31 protein-coding genes and 2 tRNA genes are annotated in these 25,523 nt (G+C 72.8%); 18 read left to right on the top strand and 15 right to left on the bottom strand.

Annotation, left to right across the window (positions count from 1 at the left end):
- The first annotated feature begins 268 nt into the window (after nucleotides 1-268).
- The 12 genes from ABEA82_RS20530 to ABEA82_RS20475 all read left to right on the top strand — a co-directional run bounded on the left by ABEA82_RS20530 (nucleotide 269) and on the right by ABEA82_RS20475 (nucleotide 10,037).
- Nucleotides 269-448: a hypothetical protein gene (locus ABEA82_RS20530; protein WP_345663028.1), complete on the top strand. Its 180-nt coding sequence runs from the start codon at nucleotides 269-271 to the stop codon at nucleotides 446-448.
- Nucleotides 449-944: 496 nt separating this feature from the next.
- A complete protein-coding gene (locus ABEA82_RS20525; RefSeq protein WP_345663027.1) occupies nucleotides 945-2,987 on the top strand; it encodes a sensor histidine kinase in 2,043 nt (680 codons plus the stop codon).
- Between the two features lie 68 nt (nucleotides 2,988-3,055).
- Nucleotides 3,056-3,490 (top strand): roadblock/LC7 domain-containing protein, encoded by a 435-nt coding sequence (locus ABEA82_RS20520; RefSeq protein ID WP_345663026.1) that lies wholly within the window; start codon nucleotides 3,056-3,058, stop codon nucleotides 3,488-3,490.
- Nucleotides 3,491-3,492: 2 nt separating this feature from the next.
- A complete protein-coding gene (locus ABEA82_RS20515) occupies nucleotides 3,493-3,864 on the top strand; it encodes a DUF742 domain-containing protein (protein WP_345663025.1) in 372 nt (123 codons plus the stop codon).
- Nucleotides 3,842-4,471 (top strand): GTP-binding protein, encoded by a 630-nt coding sequence (locus ABEA82_RS20510; RefSeq protein ID WP_345663024.1) that lies wholly within the window; start codon nucleotides 3,842-3,844, stop codon nucleotides 4,469-4,471. Before ABEA82_RS20515 ends, ABEA82_RS20510 begins: the two co-directional genes overlap by 23 nt.
- A gap of 61 nt (nucleotides 4,472-4,532) precedes the next feature.
- Nucleotides 4,533-5,105, top strand: coding sequence for a GAF domain-containing protein (locus ABEA82_RS20505; protein ID WP_345663023.1), 573 nt, complete (start codon nucleotides 4,533-4,535; stop codon nucleotides 5,103-5,105).
- Between the two features lie 183 nt (nucleotides 5,106-5,288).
- Nucleotides 5,289-6,317: an L-threonine 3-dehydrogenase gene (tdh, locus tag ABEA82_RS20500; protein ID WP_345663022.1), complete on the top strand. Its 1,029-nt coding sequence runs from the start codon at nucleotides 5,289-5,291 to the stop codon at nucleotides 6,315-6,317.
- A gap of 35 nt (nucleotides 6,318-6,352) precedes the next feature.
- The gene (locus tag ABEA82_RS20495) at nucleotides 6,353-7,546 is read left to right on the top strand and encodes a glycine C-acetyltransferase (RefSeq protein ID WP_345663021.1); all 1,194 of its coding nucleotides are present in this window, start codon (nucleotides 6,353-6,355) and stop codon (nucleotides 7,544-7,546) included.
- A gap of 31 nt (nucleotides 7,547-7,577) precedes the next feature.
- Nucleotides 7,578-8,495: a LysR family transcriptional regulator gene (locus ABEA82_RS20490; RefSeq protein WP_003994408.1), complete on the top strand. Its 918-nt coding sequence runs from the start codon at nucleotides 7,578-7,580 to the stop codon at nucleotides 8,493-8,495.
- Between the two features lie 46 nt (nucleotides 8,496-8,541).
- The gene (locus ABEA82_RS20485; protein ID WP_345663020.1) at nucleotides 8,542-9,117 is read left to right on the top strand and encodes a helix-turn-helix domain-containing protein; all 576 of its coding nucleotides are present in this window, start codon (nucleotides 8,542-8,544) and stop codon (nucleotides 9,115-9,117) included.
- The gene (locus tag ABEA82_RS20480) at nucleotides 9,114-9,647 is read left to right on the top strand and encodes a GNAT family N-acetyltransferase (protein ID WP_345663019.1); all 534 of its coding nucleotides are present in this window, start codon (nucleotides 9,114-9,116) and stop codon (nucleotides 9,645-9,647) included. Before ABEA82_RS20485 ends, ABEA82_RS20480 begins: the two co-directional genes overlap by 4 nt.
- Nucleotides 9,648-9,677: 30 nt before the next feature.
- Nucleotides 9,678-10,037 carry an MmcQ/YjbR family DNA-binding protein gene (locus ABEA82_RS20475; RefSeq protein ID WP_345663018.1) on the top strand — a complete coding sequence of 120 codons (360 nt, stop codon included), beginning with the start codon at nucleotides 9,678-9,680 and terminating at the stop codon, nucleotides 10,035-10,037.
- Nucleotides 10,038-10,050: 13 nt separating this feature from the next.
- Here ABEA82_RS20475 and ABEA82_RS20470 read toward each other — a convergent pair whose 3' ends face one another.
- Together ABEA82_RS20470 and ABEA82_RS20465 are read right to left on the bottom strand one after the other, a co-directional pair.
- Nucleotides 10,051-10,971, bottom strand: coding sequence for a transketolase family protein (locus ABEA82_RS20470; RefSeq protein WP_345663017.1), 921 nt, complete (start codon nucleotides 10,969-10,971; stop codon nucleotides 10,051-10,053).
- Nucleotides 10,972-11,001: 30 nt separating this feature from the next.
- The gene (locus ABEA82_RS20465) at nucleotides 11,002-11,703 is read right to left on the bottom strand and encodes a transketolase (protein ID WP_345663016.1); all 702 of its coding nucleotides are present in this window, start codon (nucleotides 11,701-11,703) and stop codon (nucleotides 11,002-11,004) included.
- Nucleotides 11,704-11,839: 136 nt separating this feature from the next.
- On the opposite strand from ABEA82_RS20465, the gene ABEA82_RS20460 reads away from it, so the two are divergent.
- Nucleotides 11,840-11,913: transfer RNA gene (locus ABEA82_RS20460), tRNA-Pro, on the top strand.
- Between the two features lie 53 nt (nucleotides 11,914-11,966).
- Here ABEA82_RS20460 and ABEA82_RS20455 read toward each other — a convergent pair.
- The 6 genes from ABEA82_RS20455 to ABEA82_RS20430 form a co-directional block, all read right to left on the bottom strand.
- Nucleotides 11,967-12,968 (bottom strand): glycoside hydrolase family 43 protein, encoded by a 1,002-nt coding sequence (locus ABEA82_RS20455; protein WP_345663015.1) that lies wholly within the window; start codon nucleotides 12,966-12,968, stop codon nucleotides 11,967-11,969.
- Nucleotides 12,969-13,000: 32 nt separating this feature from the next.
- Complete coding sequence (locus ABEA82_RS20450) at nucleotides 13,001-13,537, bottom strand: NUDIX hydrolase family protein (protein WP_031107824.1); 537 nt, start codon at nucleotides 13,535-13,537, stop codon at nucleotides 13,001-13,003.
- 75 nt (nucleotides 13,538-13,612) lie between these two features.
- On the bottom strand, nucleotides 13,613-14,737 hold the full coding sequence (locus tag ABEA82_RS20445) for an amidohydrolase family protein (protein WP_345663013.1): 1,125 nt from the start codon (nucleotides 14,735-14,737) through the stop codon (nucleotides 13,613-13,615).
- 1 nt (nucleotide 14,738) lies between these two features.
- Entirely contained in the window at nucleotides 14,739-16,142 is a 1,404-nt protein-coding gene (locus ABEA82_RS20440) for a type I glutamate--ammonia ligase (RefSeq protein ID WP_345663012.1), read from the bottom strand.
- A 23-nt stretch (nucleotides 16,143-16,165) separates the two neighbouring features.
- On the bottom strand, nucleotides 16,166-16,978 hold the full coding sequence (locus ABEA82_RS20435; protein ID WP_345663011.1) for an SAM-dependent methyltransferase: 813 nt from the start codon (nucleotides 16,976-16,978) through the stop codon (nucleotides 16,166-16,168).
- Nucleotides 16,979-17,115: 137 nt separating this feature from the next.
- Nucleotides 17,116-17,949 (bottom strand): hypothetical protein, encoded by an 834-nt coding sequence (locus tag ABEA82_RS20430; RefSeq protein ID WP_345663010.1) that lies wholly within the window; start codon nucleotides 17,947-17,949, stop codon nucleotides 17,116-17,118.
- Nucleotides 17,950-18,061: 112 nt separating this feature from the next.
- On the opposite strand from ABEA82_RS20430, the gene ABEA82_RS20425 reads away from it, so the two are divergent.
- Together ABEA82_RS20425 and ABEA82_RS20420 are read left to right on the top strand one after the other, a co-directional pair.
- Nucleotides 18,062-18,373 carry a cupin domain-containing protein gene (locus tag ABEA82_RS20425; RefSeq protein WP_345663009.1) on the top strand — a complete coding sequence of 104 codons (312 nt, stop codon included), beginning with the start codon at nucleotides 18,062-18,064 and terminating at the stop codon, nucleotides 18,371-18,373.
- Nucleotides 18,370-19,059 carry an SDR family oxidoreductase gene (locus ABEA82_RS20420; protein ID WP_345663008.1) on the top strand — a complete coding sequence of 230 codons (690 nt, stop codon included), beginning with the start codon at nucleotides 18,370-18,372 and terminating at the stop codon, nucleotides 19,057-19,059. Before ABEA82_RS20425 ends, ABEA82_RS20420 begins: the two co-directional genes overlap by 4 nt.
- Before the next feature lie 9 nt (nucleotides 19,060-19,068).
- On the opposite strand, the gene ABEA82_RS20415 is transcribed toward ABEA82_RS20420, so the two are convergent.
- The 4 genes from ABEA82_RS20415 to ABEA82_RS20400 are packed head-to-tail and all read right to left on the bottom strand — an operon-like array spanning nucleotide 19,069 to nucleotide 20,874.
- Nucleotides 19,069-19,716, bottom strand: a complete 648-nt coding sequence (locus ABEA82_RS20415; RefSeq protein WP_345663007.1) for an HhH-GDP family DNA glycosylase — start codon at nucleotides 19,714-19,716, stop codon at nucleotides 19,069-19,071.
- A 3-nt stretch (nucleotides 19,717-19,719) separates the two neighbouring features.
- A complete protein-coding gene (locus ABEA82_RS20410; protein WP_345663006.1) occupies nucleotides 19,720-20,064 on the bottom strand; it encodes a DUF3140 domain-containing protein in 345 nt (114 codons plus the stop codon).
- Nucleotides 20,065-20,098: 34 nt separating this feature from the next.
- The gene (locus tag ABEA82_RS20405; RefSeq protein WP_345663005.1) at nucleotides 20,099-20,581 is read right to left on the bottom strand and encodes a Dps family protein; all 483 of its coding nucleotides are present in this window, start codon (nucleotides 20,579-20,581) and stop codon (nucleotides 20,099-20,101) included.
- A complete protein-coding gene (locus ABEA82_RS20400) occupies nucleotides 20,578-20,874 on the bottom strand; it encodes a WhiB family transcriptional regulator (RefSeq protein ID WP_345663003.1) in 297 nt (98 codons plus the stop codon). Before ABEA82_RS20400 ends, ABEA82_RS20405 begins: the two co-directional genes overlap by 4 nt.
- A gap of 154 nt (nucleotides 20,875-21,028) precedes the next feature.
- On the opposite strand from ABEA82_RS20400, the gene ABEA82_RS20395 reads away from it, so the two are divergent.
- Nucleotides 21,029-22,216, top strand: a complete 1,188-nt coding sequence (locus ABEA82_RS20395) for a thiolase family protein (RefSeq protein ID WP_345663002.1) — start codon at nucleotides 21,029-21,031, stop codon at nucleotides 22,214-22,216.
- 74 nt (nucleotides 22,217-22,290) lie between these two features.
- Nucleotides 22,291-23,064, top strand: a complete 774-nt coding sequence (locus tag ABEA82_RS20390; protein WP_345663001.1) for a sulfite exporter TauE/SafE family protein — start codon at nucleotides 22,291-22,293, stop codon at nucleotides 23,062-23,064.
- On the opposite strand, the gene ABEA82_RS20385 is transcribed toward ABEA82_RS20390, so the two are convergent.
- The 3 genes from ABEA82_RS20385 to ABEA82_RS20375 are packed head-to-tail and all read right to left on the bottom strand — an operon-like array spanning nucleotide 23,050 to nucleotide 25,241.
- Nucleotides 23,050-23,850 carry an HAD-IIA family hydrolase gene (locus tag ABEA82_RS20385; RefSeq protein WP_345663000.1) on the bottom strand — a complete coding sequence of 267 codons (801 nt, stop codon included), beginning with the start codon at nucleotides 23,848-23,850 and terminating at the stop codon, nucleotides 23,050-23,052. The two genes, ABEA82_RS20390 and ABEA82_RS20385, sit on opposite strands and share 15 nt — an antisense overlap.
- Nucleotides 23,851-23,877: 27 nt before the next feature.
- Entirely contained in the window at nucleotides 23,878-24,648 is a 771-nt protein-coding gene (cobF, locus tag ABEA82_RS20380; protein ID WP_345662999.1) for a precorrin-6A synthase (deacetylating), read from the bottom strand.
- 53 nt (nucleotides 24,649-24,701) lie between these two features.
- Entirely contained in the window at nucleotides 24,702-25,241 is a 540-nt protein-coding gene (locus ABEA82_RS20375; protein WP_345662998.1) for a DUF309 domain-containing protein, read from the bottom strand.
- Nucleotides 25,242-25,340: 99 nt separating this feature from the next.
- Here ABEA82_RS20375 and ABEA82_RS20370 point away from each other — a divergent pair.
- A tRNA-Pro gene (locus ABEA82_RS20370) sits at nucleotides 25,341-25,414 on the top strand.
- Nucleotides 25,415-25,523: the final 109 nt, after the last annotated feature.

Here is a 25,523-nt window from a genome sequence, read left to right as displayed (position 1 = left end):
GTGGAACATGCCGCAACCGGACTCCCCGATGACCAGACTCCCTCCGACCGAGTAGGTGGCCTCACCGTCCTTACCCGGCCCCGGCCACTCGTGCGTGTGCGGAAACGGCGTGGACAGGAAGCCCGCGCGCCGGCCCTCTTCTCGAGGTCGTGCAGAGCCTCTTCGTCGTCCACTTCCTCTGAGAGGCCCACAAGCCCGTAGTCCGGTCCCGCTCCTCCGTCGGCGACATCCTTGAGGAGCTGCGGTAGGAAGCGGGGAGCCGGACACCATGCTGCTGCTCGAACAGCCGGATCGTGTCCTCTGGGAGAGGATCGCCGCCGTACAGGCCGTTATGCAGATGGGGCGGCGTCCGACGCCGTCTTCGGCGGCCGCCGGTGTGGTGGCGGCCCGTGTCGCCCTGCCCCGCACGGGCGAAGTGCGGCACCCCTGGCCCAGGCCGACACGGTGAGTGACGAAGGGTGCCATCGGGAGAAGGGTGCCGGAGGCCCTCGGGCGCTCCCGGCGAGCCGACCCGGGGTTGTCGGCGGATCGACGGCGAGGGTCCGGGGGTGAGAGGCTTCCCGGCCCTCGCCGCCTGCGTGTGACCGCTTCTGACCAGGTCAGATCGGATCGGGTTCGTTCGTGAACCGATACGCGAGGGAGTTATCGGTCTGTCGTGCGAGACCTCATACCAGGGCAGGACGCTTGCCGTATGAGTTTGTCAACTGCCCACCGCACATGATGCGCTGACGACTACTGTCAGTGTCCGTCGGTAAGCAGGCGGATCAGGGAGTGGGGACCGGCACGTGCAGGCGCAAGGCGGACGAGGGAGTCGACGCGAGGGAGAGCCCCGCTCCCCGCGCACGACGGACGCCGGCGACGGGCGGAAGCGACCGCGCGAGCCCGGTCGTACCCCCGCACGCCCCCCTGGCGACCAGGCCCGACGGACCAGTACGAGGACACCGATGTCTCACCTCCGTGCCCCGGCCGCACGCGCGGACCGCCGTGAGGGCGGGCGCCACGGGCGGCCGGCCTCACGCACCGCACCCGCGCTGCCCGAGACCCACATACGGCCCCAGCTGCTGCGGATCGCCGTGCTGCCGCCCGTCGCCGTAGCCCTCAGCGGCTGCGCAGCCGTCCTCTTCACCGTCCGGTCCACCGGGACGCGGCCGGGCCCCACGCTGTGGGCCGTGCTCGCCGGGGCGGTCTCGGTGGCCCTGGTCGGCATCATCGTGGCCGCCGTGGCCGCCAACCGCGCCGCCCGGTCCGTGCACGACCGCGTCGGCGTCCTGCGCCGCACCACCGCACGGCGCGAGGCCGACCTGCGCGCCCTGGTCGAGACACTGCGCCGCGGCGACGGACCGCCCCAGCACGTGCCGTACGGCCCGCGGGGCGGCACCCCCGACGACGCGGACGACTTCGACCTGCTCGCCGCCGACCTGACCCGGGCGCACGACGGCGCCGTCACCGCCGTCGTCCAGGCCTCGCAGCTCTCCAGCCAGGCCGGCAGCGAACAGAAGCTCGACGTGTTCGTGAATCTGGCCCGGCGCCTGCAGTCTCTGGTGCACCGCGAGATCTCCATTCTCGACGAGCTCGAGAACGAGATGGAGGACCCCGAGCTGCTCAAGGGGCTCTTCCACGTCGACCACCTCGCCACCCGCATCCGCCGCCACGCCGAGAACCTCGCCGTGCTCGGCGGGGCCGCCTCCCGCCGCCAGTGGAGCAACCCGGTCCCCATGACCGAGGTGCTGCGCTCGGCCATCGCCGAGGTCGAGCAGTACTCGCGGGTCAAGCTGGTGCCGCCGATCGAGGGCACCCTGCGTGGACACGCCGTCGCCGACGTCATCCACCTGCTGGCCGAACTCGTCGAGAACGCCACGGTGTTCTCCGCGCCGCACACCCAGGTGCTGCTGCGCGCGGGCCTCGTCACCTCGGGGCTCGCCGTCGAGGTCGAGGACCGGGGGCTCGGCATGCCCCTGGAGGAGCAGACGCGGATGAACGCCCTGCTGGCCGATCCCGACCAGGTGAACGTGGCGCGGCTCCTCGCGGACGGCCGCATCGGGTTGTTCGTCGTCTCGCAACTGGCCCGGCGGCACGGCATCACCGTCCGCCTCCAGAGCAACATCTACGGCGGAGTGCAGGCGGTGCTCGTCGTGCCGCAGGCGCTGCTCGGGAGCGACGCCAATGCGGCCGATGGCGGCGCGGGCCGGCCGGAGATTGTGGCGACGGGTATGGGCGGTCCGGCTGTACCGGCGCGGCAGCACGGGCAGCAGCCCGTGCCGGCCGGGCAGGGCGGGACGGACGGGCACACCGTTGCGGAGTCCCGCGCGGCGTCCGTGCCCGGATTCCCACCGGCACCGGCACCGGCACCGGAATCGGCCTCGACCTCGGCGTCGGGTTCGGTGCCCGTGACCGCGTCCGACTCGCCGTCGCCGGTCCCGCTCGCCGCACCCGCCCCACCTCCGGGCCTCCAGCAGGAGTTCCAGCCGGCCCGGGGCGCAAGCCCGTCGAGCGGCCGGCCCGCGCCCCTGCCCATGCGCGGAACCCGCCGGGAACGTCCCAACCCGGCCGAGGCGAGGCCCGGCATCCGGCCCGACGACCGGCACGTCCTCGCCGAGAACGTGACCGAGCTGCCCACCGCGCGGGGCGCCACCGTGCGCGGCACCATGGGCAAGCCGCGACTGCCCCGGCGCCGCGCCCAGGAACACATCGCGCCCCAGCTGCGTGACGGCCCGGTGCCCCGCCAGGAATCGGACCACCTCGTCGGCCACGACCCGGGCCTGATGGCGGCTTTCCAGCGCGGCATCAGCCTCGCCGAGGCACAGCAGCACTTCGAGGCCGGAAACGCCGAGAACGCCGACAACGGGCAGTGGGACGCCACCCAGACGGAGCCCACCCACGCCGAGCCCGCCCACACGGAGCCCGCCCACGCGGAGCCGTTCCCCGCAGAGCCGTCACTCCAGGACCACCTCACCATCCGGCCCGACGGGAGCGCGCCCGCCGGATGACCACCCCCGTTTCCACCCCCACCCCCAGCGCTCCCGCAGACCTTCGTACCCCAAGGAGTCGATCCACCATGGCGAGCGATGCGCCGACCGCCCAGGTATCCGATCTCGACTGGCTGATGAGCGGCCTCGTGCAGCGCGTACCGCACACGACCGCCGCCGTGCTGCTGTCCTGCGACGGGCTGGTGAAGTCCGTGCACGGCCTCGACCCGGACAGCGCCGACCACATGGCCGCCCTGGCCTCCGGCCTCTACTCCCTCGGCCGCAGCGCCGGTGTCCGCTTCGGCGACGGTGGCGACGTACGGCAGGTCGTCGTCGAACTCGACTCGACGCTGCTGTTCGTCACCACCGCGGGCTCCGGCACCTGTCTGGCCGTGCTCGCCGGCCGCGAGGCCGACGCGGCGGTGCTCGGCTACGAGATGGCGATGCTGGTCAAGAGCGTCCGGCCGTATCTGGTGACCGCTCCCCGCCAGCAGTCCGCCGGATCCCCCGCGATGAGGCCTTGAACGTGGCGGCGGCCGGCGACGGGCCCTGGCTCGACGACGCGGCCGGGCGGCTGGTGCGCCCGTTCACGGTCAGCGACGGCCGAACCCGTCCGACCGTCGCGCTCGACCTGATGTCGCAGCTGATGGCCACCGGGGCGACCCCCCTCGGCTATCTCGGCCCCGAGCACACGCAGGCGCTCGATCTGTGCCGCGCGCCCGTCCCGGTCGCCGAGGTCGCCGCCCATCTGAAACTGCCGGTGGCCGTCACCAAGGTGCTGCTGGCGGACCTCGTCGACTGCGGGGCGCTGACCACCAAGCCCCCCGCGTTCCACCACAACCCGACGGACCGGGCCCTTCTGGAGGCAGTGCTCGATGGACTACGACGACAGCTCTGACTACACCGACGGACCCGGCCACGGCGCCGACCCGTTCCCCACCGCACTGAAGATCCTGGTCGCGGGCGGGTTCGGCGTGGGCAAGACGACCTTCGTCGGCGCGGTCAGCGAGATCGCGCCGCTCAGCACGGAGGAACTCCTCACCACCGTCAGCGCCGCGACCGACAACCTCGACGGCATCGAGAACAAGGTCGAGACGACCGTGGCCATGGACTTCGGCCGCATCACGCTCGACCCCGAACACGTGCTGTACCTGTTCGGAACCCCCGGCCAGGAACGGTTCTGGTTCATGTGGGACGAGCTGTGCGAAGGCGCGCTCGGGGCGGTCATCCTCGCCGACACCCGCCGGCTCCAGGAGTGCTTCGCGGCCGTCGACTTCTTCGAGCAGCGCGGCCTCGGTTTCGTCGTCGCCGTCAACGAGTTCGACGGCGCCCATCGCTACGACCCCGAGGAGGTGCGCGGCGCCCTCGACCTGACCGAGGAGATCCCCGTCGTGTGCTGCGACGCCCGGATCTCCAGCTCCGGGGTCCGGACCCTGCTGACCCTCGTACGCCACCTCATCGCCCACACGCCGGCCCCCGCGACGGGGTATGGCGCCCACATGTGACACCCCAACACCTCCCAGGGAGCCCGTATATGACACATGACCACCACCCAGGAGCACGCCCATGAGCTACGACCCGCCCCGCCCGGCCGGTCGTCTGCTGCTCACACCCGAGGACAAGGAGGCCCCCGCCCGCGTTCGCCGCCTGCGCGAGCTCGGCCTGGGGGAGCACCCCGAACCCGCGCTCGACGCCTTCGCGCAGCGCCTCGCCGAGCTCACCGGGGCGCCGTACGCCATGGTCAACTTCCCGCACGAACGAGGGCAGTTCTACGCGGGACTGTACGTCCCGGACGTCGTGCCGGTCGTGCGCGGCGACGGCACCAGCCCCCGGGTGGGCCGTGCCCTGCCCCGCGATCACGGGTTCTGCCCCCACGTGGTGGCGCGACGCAAGGCCCTGGCCCTGGAGGACGTCCGCGACTACCCGCGGTTCGCGGGCAATCCGATGGTCGACGAGTTCGGCGTCCACTCCTATCTCGGGGCACCGCTCATCGACGGCACGGGTCTCGTGCTGGGCACGGTCAGCGTCGCCGACGTCGCCCCACGGCCGTGGGGTCAGCCGGGCCTGACCACCATCAAGGAACACGCCGCACAGCTCGCCCTGGAACTGGAGGGCCGGGACGGCCGGCTGCCCTACTGACCGCCCGGCGCTCCGCGGCGCACCCGGGCGGGCGTGAAGCAGAGCTGAGGCGGCGCTTAAGAAATCCTCGATGGACCGGCGCGGCCGCCGTACGGCAGATTGCAGTGCGATCCCACTCCTCTCCCGGCTCAGGGGTTTCTTCGGCATGCCCGGAGCCGGGACTCACCCCCAGGAGCCGTAGCGGTGAAGGCGCTGGTCAAGCAGAAGGCGGAGCCCGGACTCCGGCTCACGGACGTCCCGGAGCCCGAGGTCGGGCCCGGCGACGTACTGATCAAGGTGCTGCGCACCGGTATCTGCGGCACCGACCTGCACATCAGGGCCTGGGACGGCTGGGCGCGGCAGGCGATCCGCACCCCGCTCGTGGTCGGCCACGAGTTCGTCGGCGAGGTCGTCGAGACCGGACGCGACGTCACCGACATCGCCGTCGGCGACCGGGTGAGCGGCGAGGGCCACCTGGTGTGCGGCAAGTGCCGGAACTGTCTGGCCGGCCGGCGCCACCTGTGCCGGGCCACCGTCGGGCTGGGTGTCGGCCGGGACGGGGCCTTCGCCGAGTACGTGGCCCTGCCCGCCGGCAACGTCTGGGTGCACCGGGTGCCCGTCGACCTCGACGTGGCCGCCATCTTCGACCCGTTCGGCAACGCCGTGCACACCGCGTTGTCGTTCCCGCTCGTCGGCGAGGACGTCCTGATCACCGGCGCGGGCCCCATCGGCCTGATGGCCGCCGCCGTGGCCAAACACGCCGGCGCCCGCCACGTCATGATCACCGACGTCAGCGAGGAGCGGCTGGAACTGGCCCGCAAGATCGGTGTGAGCCTCGCACTCGACGTCTCGGGTGCCACCGTCGCCGACGGGCAGCGCGCGCTCGGACTGCGCGAGGGCTTCGACATCGGCCTGGAGATGTCCGGCCGCCCCGAGGCGATGCGCGACATGATCGCCAACATGACGCACGGCGGCCGGATCGCGATGCTCGGCCTGCCCGCCGGGGAGTTCCCCGTCGACTGGGCCCGGATCGTCACCTCGATGATCACCGTCAAGGGCATCTACGGCCGCGAGATGTTCGAGACCTGGTACGCGATGTCCGTGCTGCTCGAAGGCGGCCTCGACCTCGCGCCCGTGATCACCGGCCGGTACGGCCACCGCGACTTCGAGGCCGCGTTCGCCGACGCGGCGAGCGGCCGCGGCGGCAAGGTCATCCTCGACTGGACCGCGTAAGTCCCCCTGTCCCGCAAACACCTCAGGAGCCCCCTGTGTTCGACTCCGTGCGCGACGACCTGCGCGCCACCCTCGACGAGATCCGCGCCGCCGGACTGCACAAGCCCGAGCGCGTGATCGGCACACCGCAGTCCGCCACGGTGAACGTCACCGCGGGCGGGCGGCCGGGCGAGGTCCTCAACTTCTGCGCCAACAACTACCTCGGCCTCGCCGACCACCCCGAGGTCGTCTCCGCCGCCCACGAGGCCCTGGACCGCTGGGGCTACGGCATGGCGTCCGTCCGCTTCATCTGCGGCACCCAGGAGGTGCACAAGGAACTGGAGGCGCGGCTGTCGGCGTTCCTCGGCCAGGAGGACACGGTCCTGTACTCCTCCTGCTTCGACGCCAACGGCGGCGTCTTCGAGACGCTGCTCGGCCCGGAGGACGCGGTCATCTCCGACGCGCTCAACCACGCGTCGATCATCGACGGCATCCGGCTCTCCAAGGCCCGCCGCCTGCGCTACGCCAACCGTGACCTGGCCGAGCTGGAGGCCCGGCTCAAGGAGGCCTCCGACGCCCGGCGCCGGCTCATCGTCACGGACGGCGTCTTCTCCATGGACGGCTACGTGGCCCCGCTGCGCGAGATCTGCGACCTCGCCGACCGCTACGACGCGATGGTCATGGTCGACGACTCGCACGCCGTCGGCTTCGTCGGCCCCGGCGGCCGCGGCACGCCCGAGCTGCACGGCGTCATGGACCGCGTCGACATCATCACCGGCACCCTCGGCAAGGCGCTCGGCGGTGCCTCCGGCGGCTATGTCGCCGCCCGCGCCGAGATCGTCGCCCTGCTGCGCCAGCGCTCCCGGCCCTACCTCTTCTCGAACACCCTCGCCCCGGTCATCGCGGCGGCCTCCCTGAAGGTCCTCGACCTGCTGGAGTCGGCGGACGACCTGCGCGTCCGGCTGGCCGAGAACACGGCCCGCTTCCGGAGCCGGATGACCGAGGAGGGCTTCGACATCCTCCCCGGCGACCACCCCATCGCCCCGGTCATGATCGGCGACGCGTCGGTCGCCGGTCGCATGGCGGAGCTGCTGCTGGAGCGCGGTGTGTACGTGATCGGCTTCTCGTACCCGGTGGTGCCGCAGGGGCAGGCCCGGATCCGCGTCCAGCTGTCGGCCGCGCACTCGGCGCAGGACGTCGACCGCGCCGTCGACGCCTTCGTGACGGCACGGGCGGAGCTGGCCGGCTGAGCGACGCCGGGAACCTGAGAGAATCGATCGCATGATCGAAGCGCGGCGGCTCCACATCCTCCGTGCGGTGGCGGACCACCGTACGGTGACGGCGGCTGCCGCCGCGTTGTATCTGACCCCGTCGGCGGTGTCCCAGCAGCTCGCCGCGCTGGAACAGGAGACCGGCCACCGGCTCGTCGAGCGCGGCGCCAAGGGCGTACGGCTCACGGCCGCAGGAGAGATCCTGCTCGGCCACACCAACGCGGTCCTCGCCCAGCTGGAGCGGGCCGAGGCCGAACTGGCCGCGTACAGCTCGGGCGCGGCCGGCACCGTCACGGTCGCCTCCTTCGCCACCGGCATCGCCCTGGTCGTCGCGCCCGCGGTGGCCCGGCTCGCCGAGTCGGCGCCCGGGATCCGCATCCGCGTCCAGGACGCCGAGGGCGACGCGAGCCTGCCGATGGTGCTGGACCGGCAGCTCGACGTCGCCGTCGCCGTCGAGTACCGGGGCGCCCCGCCCGCCGACGATCCGCGACTCACCCACGTACCGCTGTACGCGGAACCCTTCGACGCGGTCGTCCCGGTCACCCACCGCCTCGCCGATGCGGCGGAGATCCCGCTCGCCGAGCTGGCCAAGGACCCGTGGATCGGCCCGTACCCCGGCAACCCCTGTCATGACGTGGTCGTCCTGGCCTGCGAGAACGCCGGCTTCCAGCCCCGTATGGAGCACTCCTCGGACGACTTCCGCGCGGTCGTCGCCCTCGCCTCGGCCGACGCCGGCGTCGCACTGGTGCCGCGCTCGGCGCTGCGCGGCATGGACCTCACCGGGGTGCTCGTCCGCCCCGTCGACGGCACGGCTCCCACCCGGAGGGTCTTCGCCGCCGTACGCCGGGGAGCCGAGGAGCACCCCCTGATCCGCCCCGTACTGGACGCGCTCGGCGCGTCGGCCCAGGCGCAGCCCCTGCCGGTGTGAGGACTCCGCAACAGCGGCGTCTCATATCCGGGATAACGTCCCGGATATGAGAACGGATGACGACCTGGACGCCGTCGACGCCCGGCTCGGCGCCCGCCTGGCCGAGCTGCGGGCCGAACGCGGCTGGTCCCTGGGCGAGTTGGCCGAACGCAGCGGAGTGAGCCGGTCCACCCTGTCCCGGGCCGAGCGCGCCGAGACCAGCCCCACGGCCGCGCTCCTGAACCGCCTGTGCGCCGTCTACGGGCGGACCATGTCCCAGTTGCTCAGCGAGGTCGAGGCCGAACCGGCGCCGGTGACGCGCGCCGCCGACCAGCCCGTGTGGCAGGACCGCACCTCCGGATTCGTACGGCGGTCCGTGTCGCCTCCGCACCCCGCCCTGCGCGGCGAACTCGTCGAGGGACGGCTGACCGCCGGCGCCGACATCGCCTACGACCGTCCGCCCGTGGCCGGCCTGGAGCAGCACATCTGGATCCTGGAAGGGGCTCTCGTGGTGACCGCGCAGGAAACCGAGCACCGTCTCGGCACCGGTGACTGCCTGCGGATGCGGGTGTGGGGGCCGACCCGCTTCCGGTGTGCCGCTCCCGACGGCGTCCGGTACCTGCTGGCGGTGGTGCGGCCGTGATCGTCGACCGACTCGACGCGGTCCGGCTGGCCGCGAGCACGGGCCCGTTGGCCGACCTGCTGGCCGATACCGTCGACGCCGGCGCCTCGGTCGGCTTCCTCGCGCCCCTCCACCGCGCGGCGGCACAGAGGTGGTGGGAGGAGCGGGCCGCGGACGTGGCCGCGGGCCGGCTCGCCCTGTGGGCGGCGTACGACGGGGACCGGGTGCTCGGCACCGTGAGCCTGGCCTTCCCCGACAAGGCCAACAGCCGTCACCGCGCCGAACTCGTCAAGCTCATGGTGCACCGGGACACCCGGGGCCGAGGCCTCGGACGCCGGCTCCTGGGCGTCGCGGAGGACGCGGCGGCGGCCGCCGGAATCACCCTGCTGCACCTCGACACCGAGACCGGCAGCCCCGCCGAGCATCTCTACCGGTCCGCCGGCTGGACCGCGATCGGCGCGATCCCCGACTACGCGGCGAACCCCGGCGGAGAGCTGCGGCCGACGACGATCTACTACAAGCAGGTACCGGCAGGCGCTCTCACCAGGTGAGTGTCAGTGGCAGCGGCTACCGTGCCTGCCATGCCGGATGCCGAAGACGTACGCCGTATCGCCCTGTCCCTGCCGGACACCACGGAGAAGATCGCCTGGAGCATGCCCACGTTCCGGGTCGCGGGGAAGATGTTCGCCACACTGCCGGAGAACGAGACGTCCCTCGCCGTGCGCTGCCCCAAGGTCGAGCGGGACGAGCTGGTGCTCGCCGAGCCGGGGAAGTTCTGGATCGCTTCCCACGAGGCGCAGTTCGCCTGGGTGCGGGCCCGGCTCGACGCGCTGGAGGACGAGGGCGAGCTGCGGGACATCCTCGCCGACTCCTGGCGCCAGGCGGCCCCGACCAGGCTCCTGGAAGCACACCCCCGGCTGGGCCTCCCGGCGGCGGAGTGACGGCACCCGGGTCTCATACGGGGGCGACGGCCGCCCCCGTCCCGAGAAAGCTCCCGATGCGCTCCCGCAGTGACCGGGCGTCGAGGCCGTGGGCGGCGACATGCTCCTCGAGCTGCCCGTACCGGCGCAGTTCGCGACGGCCCACACCCAGCCCCAGGACGCGGTGGGGCACCTCGGACAGCGCGTCGTTCGCGGCGCCCGTCGAGGTGCCCGCCAGGTAGGGCTCGACGAGCACGACATCCGTCCCGGCGGCCCGGACGGCCCGGCGCAGGGCGGCCCCGTCGAACGGTCGGACGGTGGTCGCGTACAGGACGGTGACGTCGAGACCCTCGGTGGCGGCGAGCACGGCGTCGAGCACCGGCCCGACGGCGACCACGACACCGGACCGCCCCTCGCGGACGGTCCGGAACCGATCCCCGTCGACGGGCAGGGCCCGCGCGTTGGCCTGGAGCGACAGCCGCACGTACACCTTGTCGTCGCCCGCGGCGACCGCCTGCCGGAGCAGCGTCTCGGCCTCGTCCGGGTGTCCCGGCACATGGACGGTCCAGCCGTCCAGGGTGTCCAGCAGTGCCACGTCGCCCGGCGCCATGTGGGTGTAGCCGCCCGCGGGCCAGTCGAAGGAGGCGGCGGCGCTCACCAGCACCGCGCCCGCCTCCTGATGACCGAGGTCCAGCTTGATCTGCTCGAAGGGCCGCTCGACGAGAAAGCTGGCGAAGGTGTGCACGACGGGCCGCAGCCCCGTGAGGGCCAGCCCCGCCGCCGCCCCGACCAGGAGCTGCTCGCGGATGCCGACGTTGACGACCCGGTCGGGATGGCGGCGGGCTGCCTCGTCGAAGCCGGCCGCGCCGATCTCGGCGAGGACCACGGCGACCCGGGGGTCCTCGTCGAGCAGCCGCGAGACGACAGGGGCGAAGCGGTCACGCATGGTGTCCATGGAGTTCGGGTTCCTTTCGGGCAGGGAGGTTCAGGCGGACTTGGGCTCGACCCGGGCCACGACCACGTGCGGACGGCCCGGGTGCGGCGCGGTGAACGCCCCGTACAGCGCCTCGTGGTCACGGCCGTCGACGGTCAGCGCGGACCAGCCGGCCGCCTCGAAGCGCGCGGCGATCCCGCCGGGCCGCGGGTACGACGCCGAGGAGTTGTCGACCACGACGGTGTGCAGCCGGTCGAGTCCGGCCGGCCCGGCGAAGGCGATCGCCTCGTGGTTGCTGCCCTCGTCCAGCTCCGCGTCACCGATCAGCGTCCACACCCGCGGCTCGTGGAGCCCCTGGGCGCGCAGCCCCAGCGCGGTGCCGACGGCGATCGGCAGCCCGTGCCCCAGTGATCCGCTGCCGATCTCGGCCCCCGGCACCAGCGTGCGGTCGGGGTGGTGGCCGAGCGGGGAGTCGTACGAGCCGAAGCCCGGCAGCCACTCCACCGGCACGAAGCCCCGGGCGGCCAGCACGGCGTAGTACGCCATCGGCCCGTGCCCCTTCGACAGCAGGAACCGGTCCCGCTCCGGGTCGGCCCACCGCTCCGGGCTCACCCGCAGCACCCGGTCGTAGAGCACCCACAGCACGTCCAGCGTGGAGGTCGCGGCCGGGCCGTGCTTCTCGTCGCCGGTCATCAGGCCCATCAGCCCCGGCAGGTCGGCGTAGGTGTACGTCGTGTCCGTCGCGTTCGTCATGCCGACAAGCGTGCAACCTCAACCAAGATTGAGGTCAAGTGCGGGCCGCCCGGAAACGGATGCGCGATCACCGGTGTGAGTGCGGTATTGTTTCCCTGCGCGCTCGGCCGGGGGAATCCCCAGGTCAGACGGGCAACGGGACGTGGCGCAGCTTGGTAGCGCACTTGACTGGGGGTCAAGGGGTCGCAGGTTCAAATCCTGTCGTCCCGACAGAATCGACAGCGGGCCCGCCGGAAACGGCGGGCCCGCTGACGTTTCCCGGGTCAGCCGCCGCCGTCCAGATCCTCGCGTCGGCGCAGCACCGACAGCTCATGGCCGCGCAGTTCCATCTCGTAGAGCTTGCCGCGCGCGTTCTCGAAGGGCCGGTGGAGGATCATCATCAGGCGGCCGTCGAAGGTGTGGAACAGCATGCCGTGGCCGCTGTCGTCGCGGACCAGCGGGCGCTGCTGCTGCCAGGGTCCCGTGAGTGCTCCCGAGCGGGACACCGCGTACGTCTGCACGTACCCGCCGCTGACGGTGCCGTCCTGGCCGGCCGTGTTCTTCTCGTAGGTCGACCAGAGCATGAGCAGTGACCCGTCGGGGGCGCGGTACAGCTGGGGGCCGTCGGTGATGTACGGCGGGAGCTGGTGCGGTACGCCGGCGGGGATCTGCTCGGCGGTCCAGGGCGCGTCCGAGGCCTTGAAGAGGTAGACCGGGTCGCCGACCGTCCGGGACAGGTCAGGGGCCAGCCGGACGGCCTCCATGGTTCCGTCGATCGTCTGCAGCCACTCGTGCGCGTACACCATCCAGGGCTGCCCGGTCGGGTCCACGTACAGCGTGCCGTCGAGGGTCATGAGGTGCTCGGGCGGGACGGGCCGTGAGGGGTCGAGCACGGTGAAGGGGCCGAGCAGTGAGTCGGAGACGGCGGTGATCGTGCCGCGCATGTGGGTGGGGGTGCGGAACGGCACCCCCCACTGGTTCGGTGCCGGGACCGGGAGGGGCCGGTTCTCGTCGTGCAGCGTGGTGAACAGGTAGTACCTGCCCTCCCAGGCGTGCACCTCCGGCGCCCACGCGCCGTCCGTCGCCCAGATGCCCTCCTGCCCGGCGGTCCGGAACACCACGACGGGGCGGGTCCAGTCGCGCAGGTCGGAGCTGCGGTAGACCATCGTGCCCGTGCCGTCCACGCCCGACACGGACGGGACGTTGGACGTGTAGAGGTGGTAAGTGCTGCTCTCGTCGTCGGCGACGACGAACGGATCGTGCAGCGGCATGTCGGGAAGCCGCATCGGCTCACCCCCTCGTGACGGCCCGCCCTCGGTCAGATCGCGCAGCCCGCGTGCGCCAGCGCCTGCTTGAGCAGCACCCCGTGGCCGCCCGGCATCTCGCTCTGCACCGCTTCCGACACGGCGTCCTGCGGGCTGAACCACACCAGGTCGAGCGCGTCCTGCCGGGGCCGGCAGTCGCCCGTCACCGGCACGATGTAGGCGAGGGACACCGCGTGCTGGCGGGGGTCGTGGTACGGGGTGATGCCCTGCGTCGGGAAGTACTCCGCGACCGTGAACGGCTGGAGGGACGCCGGGACGCGGGGCAGGGCGACCGGGCCGAGGTCCTTCTCCAGGTGGCGCAGCAGGGCGTCACGGACGCGTTCGTGGTGCAGTACGCGGCCGGAGACCAGTGTCCGGCTGACCGTACCGTCCGGCCCGATGCGCAACAGCAGGCCGACACTGGTGACTTCGCCGCTGTCGTCGACGCGGACCGGGACGGCCTCGACGTACAGGATCGGCATGCGGGCGCGTGTCATCTCCAGTTCGTCGGAGGACAGCCAGCCGGGCGTGGTTTCGGTCATGTCAGACATTGCTTGATCATACTTTCAGCCGTTCGGACTTCCTGGATAGCCGCTCCTGGAGAACTGTGACCGGCCCCACGTCGTTCAATCGTCATTCAGCCCGTAGATCCGCAGGGCGTTGTCCCGTCCGGCCCACCGGGCGAAACGCAGCGCGTCCGGCAGGGACAGCTCGTCGGCGTCCACCCGCTCCTGGAGCAGCCCCGCCAGGCCCTGCCGGAAGGCGAGCGCACCGAGGTGGTGGAACTCGGCCACACCGTAGGCGTCGGAGCTGTACAGCAGTTTGCGGAACGGTGTGATCTCCAGGGCCTCGGCGAGCACCGCACCCGCCCGGGCGGGGCCGACGTGGTGGAGCGTGAGGCCGACGTCGAGGTACACCTGCTCGAAGACGGCCGACAGGTAGGCGGCCTGCCGCTGGTAGGGCCAGCAGTGCAGCAGCAGCACCGGGATCGTCCCGGCGGTCAGGTGCAGCCAGTCCGTGAGCAGGGCCGGGTCGGCCCGGTGCAGCCGGATGTCGTTGTCGCCGAAGCCGGTGTGCAGCTGGAGCGGCAGACCGAGGTCGACGGCCGTCCACAGCAGGTGCCTTACCAGGACCGGGTCGTCCAGGCGGCCGCCCCGGAGCAGCCAGTGCCGGGCGGCCTCGGTGATCTCCGCGTCCGGCGGGCGGGCCGGATCCAGACCGAAGCCGGTGCGGTAGGCCGCCACCGACTTCACCGCCACCACGCCGGGCCGCCGCACGGCGTCCAGTGCCGCCGCGCGGAAGGCGTCCGCGTACGCGTCCGGCTCCACCCCGGCGGCCCGCACCGACTCCGCGACGCTCTCCAGCCGTACGACCTCGTACGCGGACCCGCCCGCCGCCTCGGCGACCTCGTGCGGAGTGGTCAGCGGCTCGGGCGAGTAGCCGGTGTCGACGCAGAAGACGTCCGCGCCCGAGGCACGCAGGAAGCGCAGTTGCACCTCCCGCCAGCCCAGTCCGGAGCGCCGGGCGAGGTACTCCTCGGCGGGGGCGTGCCGTGGCAGGTCCAGCACCGGAGCGCAGTGGCGGCGCACGGCCACGCCCACCGGGCTGTCGAAGGGCGAGACGCCCGGCCAGGCGTCGCCCTCCGTGAGGAGCGGCTCGAACGCTTCCCGGCCGAGGTCGCCGGTCACCGTGCCGTGGCAGTGGTGGTCGACCAGCCTCAAGGCGTCGAGCGCCTCGCGGACCGCGCTCACCTCAGTACTTCCAGCGGTACGCCGCCGCCACCTGGTCGTCGTCCAGTCCGGCGACGGACTCCAGCTCCCCGAGCCGCACCGCGATCACCGCGTCGGCCAGGACCGGACCGAGGGCGGCCCGCAGCGGTTCGTCCGCGCGGAACTCCTCGACGGCCTGCTCCAGCGAGATCGGCAGCCGCCGGACGCCCCGGGCCGCCGCCTCCACCGCGGTCAGCCGCGCCGGGTCCCCGGTGATCTCCCCGGGCAGCGCGGCGGAGGACGTCAGGCCGTCCAGCCCGGCGGCGATCAGGCAGCCGAGCGCCAGGTAGGGGTTGGCGGCCAGGTCGACCGGCTTGACCTCCAGGTTGGCCGCCTGGTCGCGCAGGCCGGCGGTGCCGGTGACGACACGCAGGGCGGTCTCCCGGGTCTCGCGGCCCCAGGCGGTGAACACCCCGGCCCACTGGGAGGGCCTGAGCCGCAGATAGCTGGCGGGGCTCGGCGCGGTCACCGCCGTGAGGCCGGGCAGATGAGCCAGCAGTCCGGCCGTGAACGACTCGGCCCCGGCCGTCATGCCGTACCGGCCCTCGCCCCCGGAGTGCAGATTGACCCCGTCGCGCCAGACGGAGAGGTGGACGTGCCCGCCGTTGCCGACGCCCTGCCCCACGACGGCCGGGGCGAAGGAGACGCGCAGCCCGTGCCGCTGCGCCACCGCCCGGACGGTCTGCCGCACCAGCACGCTGCGGTCGGCCGCGGCCACCGGATCGACGGCACCCACCGAGATCTCGAACTGCCCGGCCGCGTACTCGGGATGTACCTGCTCGACGTCGAGGCCCTGGGCCGCGCACGCCGCCAGCAGGTCGGCGGTGTAGTCGCCGAGTTCGACCTGCCGGGCAGCCCCGTAGGCCGGTGCGGTCGTCGCCGGTACGAACGCGTCGCCGGGCGCGTCGCCCCGGGCCACGGTCCACTCCACCTCCACGGCCGCCTTGAAGGCCAGACCGTGCCGCTCGGCCGCCTCGGCGACGACATGGCGCAGGAACGTGCGGCTGCAACCGGGGTGCCGCTCCCCGTCCTGAGTGACCCGGTCGACCGGCGCCCACGCCCAGCCGGGCTGCCCGGCCAGCACCACGAGCTGGTCGAGGTCGGGGTAGAGACGCAGGTCGCCGTCGGGGGAGCCGAGCACGTCGGTGGTGACGATGGAGTCGTTCGCCAGGAACGTGTCGAACACCGGGGACATCCCGACGCCCCAGGCCGCGGCGGAGGCGAGCCTGGCCGTCGGGACGGTCTTCACCCGGCCGATGCCCGCGGTGTCGACGTAGGCCAGTACGACGCCGTGCACGCCCCGCCCGGAGAGCTCGCCGGCCGCCGCGGTGGCCCGCTCGACATCGCCGGGAAGGCCGCCGGGCACGGGGTCGGCCAGCGTGGTCATGCGTCCTCCTCGACGAGCGGGCTTCAGGCCTTCACGGCCACCGCGCCGTACTGCGGCACCAGCACGGCGGAGCCGGCCTCGGCACGCCACTGCCCGCACGACACCATGCCCGGCTCCAGCAGCTCCAGGCCCTCGAAGAACGCGGCGATGTCCGCGCCGCCGCGAGCGGTGATCGGGGGAGTGGCGTTCTCATTCCAGAACTTCATGGCCGGGATCTGGCCCGCGCCGCCGAGCTCGTCGTCGAAGGTCGGGTGGGTGAGGACCAGAAAGCTGCCGGAGGGGACCGCGGCCATCACGCGGCGCACGATGTCCCGGGCCTTCTCGGAGTCCAGGACGAAGTTCAGGATGCCCAGCATCATCACGGCGACGGGGCGGTCGAAGTCGAGGGTCTGCCGGGCCCGTTCGAGGATGGCGTCCGGGGCGTGCACGTCCGCGTCGACGTAGGCGGTGACACCGTCGTGGCTGCCGGTCAGCAGGGTGCGGGCGTGCACCAGCACGATCGGGTCGTTGTCGACGTAGACGATCCGGGAGTCGGGCGCGATCCGCTGGGCGATCTCGTGGGTGTTGTCCGCCGTGGGCAGCCCCGTGCCGATGTCGAGGAACTGCCGCACCCCGCGCTCGCCGGCCAGGAACGACACGGCCCGGCCCAGGAAGTCCCGGTCCGCCCGGGCGATGTCCCGGATGATCGGGAACATGCCGGCGACGTGCTCGCCGACCTGCTGGTCGACCTCGTAGTTGTCCTTGCCGCCGATCCAGTAGTTCCACACGCGCGCGTTGTGCGCCACACCGGTGTTCAGCCGCGCCGAGCCGCTCGGCGGGGTGTGGCTCTCACTCACGTCTCTTCCTCTCCTCGCACGAGCGACCGAGGCCGGTCGTCGCCGCCCATTGTGCCGCTCCGGTGATCACGCTGTCCCGGGATTCGGCGGAGCCGGCGGGGCCGTCGGCGCGCTGCGGGGAGAGGCGCGGGGCCGGGCTAGTCGAACTCGCTGGGATTCGACGAGGGCGTCTTGCCGGCCAGCACGTCCTTCAGGCGCTGGGTGCCGAGCTTCACCGCCTGGTCGACGGAGTCCTGCTCGCCGCCGTCGAGCCCGCCCGCCGTGACGGTGATCGCGTCCTCGCCGACCCGGACGGCGGCGACGTCCAGGGTCAGCGTGGCCTGCGTGCCCCCGGTCGTGCCCTGAACCGTCACGCGCAGCCCCTCACGGGCGTCGCCCACGTTAGGCAGCGACGTCTCGACGACCTGGACGGTGCGCTGTTCGCCCTTCTGGGTCGCGGTGAACTGGGCGCACTTCTCCGGCAGGGTCGCCATCCACTTCAGGGAGTCCTGCGGGTCGGTCCGGTCGTAGGAGGCCACCTGGTACAGCAGCCGCGAGTCGCCCTGTGTGAAACCGCGCAGTGCGGACACGCCCGACGGCCTGCCCAGGAGGTCGTCGCCGAAGAGCGAGTCGAGCAGCCGCTGGCAGTCGGCCGCGTCGGTCTTCGCGGTGAGGAAGTCGGAGACGTCGACCGTGCCGATGAGCAGGGTGTCGTGCCAGTCCTCGGCCTCCGTCTGCTTGACCTGTGTCCAGTCCTCCTCGATGTCCGCCTCGGTGATCAGTGCGGCCCGGGCGCCGTCCTCGCTGAGGGTGGCGGTGGGAGAGGGGGACGGGGTCTGCCGCTTCCCGGCCACCTGTGACGCGGTGACGCCCGACACCCGCGAGCCGTCCCGGTCGCCGTCCCCCGACGAGCAGGCCGCGATGGTCAGCAGCGTGCCCGCCGCCAGGGCGCAGGACAGGACGCGGGCAAGCCGGGGCGGACGACGGGTCATCGCGAGTGCCTCCTGGGAACGTGGCGCGTGACCTCAGCGCACCACCGGCACCGACGGCCCACCACCGGCACCGGACCGTTCGGGTGAGTGCCGCCCGCGACGCCGGCGCCTCATGCCTGGAGCCGCCGGTGTCGCGTGCTGGTACGCGTCCGACGGTGTCATCGGCACGCACGACCACCCCTTCGAGGAGTCGTACCTGATCATCGAGGGCGTGGCGGAGGCGACCCTCGACGGCGAGCGGTACCGGCTGGAACCCGGGGACCTCGCCTGGGCGGGCACCGGTTGCGTGCATGGGTTCGTCAACGCCGGGCAGGGGCTCTCGCGGTGGCTGGAGACACAGGCGCCGCAGCCGCCGTCACGGCACTCGTACCGGTGCACCAGGGACTGGGAATACCTGCGCCTGGCGCTTGAGGAGGGCTCATGAGCAACGTCCTTGTCGTCGGCGGCACGTCGGGGATCGGCCTCGAGTTCGCGCGGACCCGCGCCGAGCGCGGGGACGAGGTCGTCCTCACCGGCCGCGACGCCCACCGCGCCGGCACGGTGGCCAAGGAGTTCGGCGCCCGCGGCATCGCCCTGGACCTGTCGCGGCCGCTGGAGATCGCGGCGGCCGTGGCCGACGTCGGGCGGGTCGACCATCTGGTGATCGCGGGCGTCTCCCGGGACGACAACAAGGTGACCGAGTACGACATCGGCGCCGCCCTGGACCTGGTCACCCTCAAACTCGTCGGCTACACCGAGGTCGTGCACGCGCTGCGTCCCCGGCTGCACGACGACAGCGCCGTCGTGCTGTTCGGCGGCCAGGCCAAGGAACGCCCCTACCCGGGCGCGACGACGGTCGCGACGGTCAACGCGGGGGTGCGGGGCCTGATGAACTCCCTCGCCGTCGAACTCGCCCCCATCCGGGTCAACACCGTGCATCCCGGTGTCGTCGGCGACAGCCCGTACTGGCAGACCAAGCCGGAGAAGGTCCTGGCGACCCTGCGCACCGAGACGCCCACCGGGCGGCTCGCCTCGATGGCGGACGTGGTGGACGCGGTCGACTTCCTGCTGCGCAACCGGTCGGTCAACGCGGTCGAACTGACCGTGGACGGAGGGTGGTTGCTGGGCTGACCCGGTTCGTCACCCGGCGCGCCGCAGCGTGTCCTCGGCCACGTCCTTGTCCACCGCCGCCCGCACGAGCGCCGCGGCGAGAACGGCCGGATCGGTGCTCCCCGCCAGGTCGACGAGGCGCTCCGGGTCCTTCGGCAGGTTCAGGCGCTCGGCGCCCTGGAGGGCCCTGGCGTCCAGGCAGGGTGCCGCCTCCGGCCAGACGCCCTGCGCCTCGCGCAGGAAGATGTCGGTACCGGCCGGCCCCATCCCGGGGAACTCCTGGAGCAGATGGCGCAGTTCGGTCACCTTGCCGTCCGCCTCCCGGCGCAGCCGCCGCAGGTCTCCGCCCCACCGCTCGGTCAACAGCTCGGCCCCCTCGCCGAGTTGGGTGGCGGTGCGTTCGTCGTAGCGCCGGTAACCGCCCCGGCCGAGCGCGTCGACGCGTTCCTGCCAGGTGGCCTCGGCCATGCGGCGCGGATCGCGCAGCCCCGCCTCGTGCAGGGCACGGGCGGTGGCCAGCGCGATCGAGCCGCGGATGCGGGCGCTGAGCAGATGGGACAGCACCAGCAGCCGGTACAGCGGCTGCGGGGTGTCCTTGAGCGGGATGCCCGCCTCGTCCGCGTAGGTCCGGCCGTGCGCGCCGACGAGTTCGCGGACGACGCGCTCCTGCCGGCGCACGGCTCAGCCCTTCAGCGGGTCGTGGCCGACGGTCATCAGCCGGCGGCGACGGCGGGTGTCGGCCTCCGTCACCTCGGGCTCCGGCTCGTTCTCCAGGTCCACCTGCGAAGTGACCGTGTCCACGACCTTCCGCATCACCCGCAGATCGTCCTCGGTCAGGTCGGTGCGCCGCTTCTGGAGGATCGCCAGGACGTGCTGCCCGGTCTTCGTGCCCGCCTGCTCGGGCAGCGGCTCCGTCTCCTCGTCGGCGTCCCGCATCCGCAGCCAGGCCGCGAGCTCCTGCGAGGTCATGTTCACCACGCGGTGGAAGTCCTCCCACAGCGCGTCGAGTTCAAGGGCGTCGGTCATCGGGTGCCCCTTCCGTACGGTACGTGCGCGCCGGTCAGCCCTCGCCGGGGCCGTTCTCCGCCTCGAACATCCAGCGCTGCTTCTCCAGCTCGGCGGTGATGCCGATGAGCAGGTCCTGGGTGACCGGGTCGGCCTTCTCGGTCGCGTCGATGCGTTCGCGCAGCCGGCCGACCGCGTCCTGGAGCGAGTCCACCATCACCCGCACGGCGTCCGAGTCACGCACCCAGCCCTCGTCGGGGGCGGGCAGGGTGAAGGTCTTGGCGATGGTCTCGGGACGGCCGTCCGGCGGGACGCCGAGCGCCGCGGACCGCTCCGCCACCGTGTCGGCGAAGGTCCGCGAGGCCGAGACGACCTCGTCGAGCTGGAGGTGGATCGACCGGAACCGCGGTCCGACGATGTTCCAGTGCGCCTGCTTGCCGATCAGCGACAGTCCGAGCAGGTCCACCAGGGTGTCCTGGAGTGCCTCGCAGACGACGCGCCGGGCGTCGTCGGGCAGCGTGCTCCTCACTGGCGTCATAGGGCGCTTCTCCTTCCCGCGTCGTTCGTGGTCCGGAGCAGTGCGTCGCGCTCCTCCTCGCAGGTCCCGCCCCACACGCCCGAGGTCCGGCCACTGCTCAGCGCGAAGCTCAGGCACTGGTCGGTCACCGGGCAGCGCGAGCAGATCCGCTTCGCGGCCGAGATGTCCCGCAGGGACGGGCCCGTGGTGCCCACGGGGAAGAACAGCTCGGGGTCCTCGTCCGCGCAGGCGGCGCTCCGCAACCACTCCATGGACGCGCGGGTGCCCCGGGCGCCCTGGTGCAAACGCGACATGCGACGGATCCGGGCCGCTCCCGTGGCGACGCCGCTGCCTGCGACAACGTCCTCCGTGAGCGCCTGGGCCCGCGAAACCTTCCCTGGAGGGGGCCGAGGGGCTATAGTCCGAAACTAGCAGTGCTAATTAATGTGCGGTGTGAGGAGTCCTCTCGTGCGTCCCGTCCACTTCGCGGCCGCCCGCCGCACCCCCATCGGCAAGCTGAGGGGCTCGCTCTCCCCGGTACGGCCCGACGACCTCGCCGCGACCGTCGTCCGCGCCCTCGTCGCCGGCGTGCCGGCGCTGGACCCGGCCCGCGTCGACGACGTCTACTGGGGCGCCGCCAACCAGGCCGGCGAGGACAACCGCAACGTCGCCCGCATGGCCGCACTGCTCGCCGGCCTCCCCGAGTCCGTGCCCGGCGCCACGGTCAACCGGCTCTGCGCGTCCGGCCTGGAGGCCGTGACGACCGCCGCCCGCACCATCGCCGCCGGCGAGGCCGACATCGTGATCGCGGGCGGCTCCGAGTCGATGAGCCGCGCCCCCTTCGTCCTGCCCCGCCCCGACGAGGCCCTGCCGCACCGCATCGAGACCGCCGACACCCGCCTCGGCTGGCGCCTGGTCAACCCCGCGATGCGCGACCTGCACGGCCTGCTGTCCATGGGAGAGACGGCGGAGGAGGTCGCCGCGCGGTACGGCATCCCGCGCGAACGCCAGGACGACTTCGCCCTGCGCAGCCACCGACAGGCCGCCCTGGCCCGCAAGGACGGCCACTTCGACGACGAACTCCTGCCCGTGGAACGCCCCGACGGGGTGGTCGTCGACACCGACGAGTGCGTCCGTGAGGACACCTCCCTGGAGAAACTGTCCCGGCTGAAGCCGGTGTTCCGGGACGGCGGCACGGTCACCGCAGGGAACGCCTCCCCGATGAACGACGGCGCCGCCGGCCTCCTCCTGGTCAGCGAGGACGCTCTGAACGAGCTGGGCCTGGAGTCCCTCGGCCGCTACGTCGCCGGCGCCTCCGCCGGAGTCCACCCCGACGTCATGGGCATCGGCCCGGTCCCCGCCACCCGCAAGGCGCTCACCCGCGCCGGCTGGAGCATCGGCGACCTCGACGAGGCCGAGTTCAACGAGGCCTTCGCGGCCCAGGCCCTGGCCTGCGTCGACGAACTCGGCATCGACCCCGGCCTCGTCAACCCGAGCGGCGGCGCGATCGCCCTCGGCCACCCCCTGGGCTGCTCGGGCGCCCGCATCCTGACGACGCTGCTCCACCGCATGCGGCGGACCGGGGCCGGGCGTGGGCTGGCGACGATGTGCGTCGGGGTCGGGCAGGGGAGCGCGCTCCTGGTCGAACGGGCGTAGCGCGGGGGCAGCGCAACCACCAGGCGAGACGGCTCTGCGCGCCCCGGTTCGTTGCACATAGCATCAGTGTTCGCATGAACACCATGACGCTCTGGCACATCACCGGCTGGGAGTTCGCCGCGCTCGCCTTCGCGGCCCTGCTCGTCGGCTTCTCCAAGACCGCCGTGAGCGGGGCCAACACGGTCAGCCTCGCCGTCTTCGCCGCGGTGCTGCCCGCCCGCGCCTCCACCGGCGTCCTGCTGCCGGTCCTGATCGCCGGGGACCTGCTGGCCGTCGCCACCTACCGGCGGCACGCCCACTGGCCCACGCTGTGGCGGCTGTTCCCGGCGGTCGCCGCGGGCGTCGTCGTCGGCACCGTGTTCCTGATGTGGGCGGACGACGCGATCATGCGGACCTCGATCGGCGCGATCCTGCTGCTGATGGCGGCCGTGACGGTGTGGCGCAGGCGTACGGCGGACAAGGCGGAGGAGCCGGACTCGGTCACCAGCCGGGCGGGCCGCCTCAAGGCCCGTTCGTACGGAGTCCTCGGCGGGTTCACCACCATGGTCGCCAACGCGGGCGGCCCCGTGATGTCGATGTACCTGCTGTCCGCCGGCTTCCGCAAGCTCGGCTTCCTCGGCACCTCGGCCTTCTTCTTCCTGATCGTCAACGTCTCCAAGCTGCCCTTCAGCGCCGGGCTCGGCCTGATCGACGCCCGCTCGCTCCTGCTCGACCTGGCACTCGTGGTGTTCGTCGTGCCCGGCGCGCTGTTCGGCAAGTGGGCCGTGCACAGGATCAACCAGCGGCTGTTCGAGCAACTGGTCATCGCGGCGACCGTCGTGGGCGGTCTGCAACTACTGCTGCGCTGACCCCCGCAGCAGCCCGGGCAGGTCCGCGAACGAGTCGATGACGTGGTCGGGCGTCCCATCGGCGGCCCGGAGCGTCTCCGGCTGGAACTTGCCGGTCCGCACGAGGACCCCGGTGACCCCGGCCCGCTGGGCCGCGAGCACGTCGGACTCGACGTCGTCCCCGACCATCACGGCATCGTCCGCACCGACGCCCAGCCGGGCGAGCGCCGCCTCGAAGAACGCCCGCGCCGGTTTGCCGGTGACCTCGGCCTCCACCCGGGCGGCCTGCTCCAGACCGGCCAGGAACGCCCCGGAGTCCAGCCGCAGCCCCTCGGCCGTACGCCAGTACAGGTTGCGGTGCATCGCCACCAGCCGTGCCCCGCGCTGCAGCTGCCCGAAGGCCCGGTCCAGCGCCTCGTACCCGAACTCCGGCCCCGCCCCGCCGACCAGCACGACATCCGGCACGGCACCGGAGTCCGCCGCGTCCACCACGGTCACACCCTCGAGGTCCTCCTCGATGTCGCCGCTGTTCAGCAGGGCGCACCGGGCTCCGGGACAGTGCTCGGCGAGATACGCGGCGGTGGCGGCCGGCGCGGTCAGGATGTCCTCGGCGGACACCGGGAACCCCGCCTCACCGAGCGTCGCGGCGATCGACGCCCGCGTACGCGAGGTGGTGTTCGTGACCAGCAGGACGGCGAGCCCGGCCTCCCGGACCTCCCGCAACGCCTCCACGGCCCCCGGCAGGGGCCGCCAGGACACGGTGAGCACCCCGTCGATGTCGACGAGCACGGCACGCACGGACTCCATGCCTGGACGATAGCCAACTGGAGCCGGTCAGTCGCGGGAGCGCCGGCGCAGCAGATACGTGTCCATGATCCAGCCCTTGCGCTCGCGGGCCTCGGCGCGCAGCCGCTCGATACGGGGCGCGGCCTCGGCGATCGGGCCGGAGACGAGGATCTCGTCCGGGGTGCCCACGTAGGCGCCCCAGTAGATGTCGATGTCCTCGTGCGCGTACCGCCGGAAGGCCTGGTGGGCGTCGAGCATCACCACCACGTCGTCCACGCCCTCCGGAAAGCCCTCGGCGAGCCGCCGTCCGGTCGTGATCTGTACCGGCCGGGCCACCCGGTTGAGCCCCGTCCGGTGCCGGGCGGCGAGCGCCGAGACGCTGGAGACGCCCGGGACGACGTCGTACTCGAACGCCACCGAGCCCCGCTCCAGCACGTCCTCGAGGATCCCCAGCGTGCTGTCGTACAGCGAGGGGTCTCCCCACACGAGGAAGGCCCCGGTCTCGTCCTCGCCGAGCTCCTCGCCGATCAGCCGCTCGTAGACGCCGGCCCGGGCGCTGCGCCAGTCCCCGACGGCGGGGGCGTAGGCCGCGCCCCCGGCGGTACGGTCACGCTCCGGGTCGCTCGCCTCGACGACCCGGTACGTCCTGTCCGGTACGTGCGTGTCGAGCAGGTCCCGGCGCAGCCCGGTGAGGTCCGCCTTGATCTCGCCCTTGTCCAGGACGAAGAACACGTCCGTGCCGCGCAGTGCCCTGACCGCCTGCAGGGTCAGCTGCTCGGGGTCGCCCGCGCCGATACCGATGACCTGAATCCTTCGCACGTCCCGAGTCTGCCGCACACCGCCGACCACCCCCACCCCGGCGCCGTCCGGAGTCAGGGACGCGCGTCCGCTCCCCGCAGCCGGGGCGCCCGCGCCCCCGCGTCCACCGGACGGCCGTCCCGCTCCACGTCCCGGGCCAGCTCCCGCGCCCACGCGGCGACCTGCGCGACGTCGATCCCGTACGGGACCGCCCGCCCTGAGCCGGACACCCACGCCTCGGCCGCGCCCGCGCCGCGCCGCAGCAGCCGCGCCCCGCCCGTGAGGTTGCCGCGGGCGGCGTGCGTCAGCCCCACGGCGAGCTGCGCGAGCCCGCGCCACAGCTCCCGCTCCTGGTCGGGCCCCGACTTCCAGGCGTCCTCGAAGACCTCGTGCGCGTGGAACGGTTTCCCCTCGTCCAGCAGCCGCTGCGCCTCGGCCACGGTCTCCTCCGGGGCGCGGACGACGCCCTCGGGCTGCCGGGGCACGCCCGGCGCGTCGTACGGCAGGGGCCGTCCGAGACCGTCACGCGGACGGGCGTTGCGCGCCCGGCCCTCGCTGTCGCGGTCCCGTGCGTCGGCCCGCCTTCCTGTGCTGCCGCTGCTCGTGTTGCCCATACGCCGATTGTCCCGCCCGGGCCGTTTTCGGTGCGGCCAGGGGTGTGGGGTAAAGTGCTGTTCGCGCGATCACGCGGTCCACCGCGGCCGAACGCGCACCGGGACGTGGCGCAGCTTGGTAGCGCACTTGACTGGGGGTCAAGGGGTCGCAGGTTCAAATCCTGTCGTCCCGACTTGCGAAGCGGCAGGTCGGAGGTCATTTCCGTGTGATCGGAAGTGGCCTCTTCGTCGTTCTGGGGCCGGGCCGTCACCGTGACGTAGGCCACCCATGTGCGGCCACGT

Source organism: Streptomyces venetus, from assembly GCF_039540295.1.
GTDB classification, from domain to species: Bacteria; Actinomycetota; Actinomycetes; order Streptomycetales; family Streptomycetaceae; genus Streptomyces; species Streptomyces venetus.
Note: the sequence above shows the minus strand (reverse complement) of the source record. Positions and strands in the feature narration are given on the sequence as shown.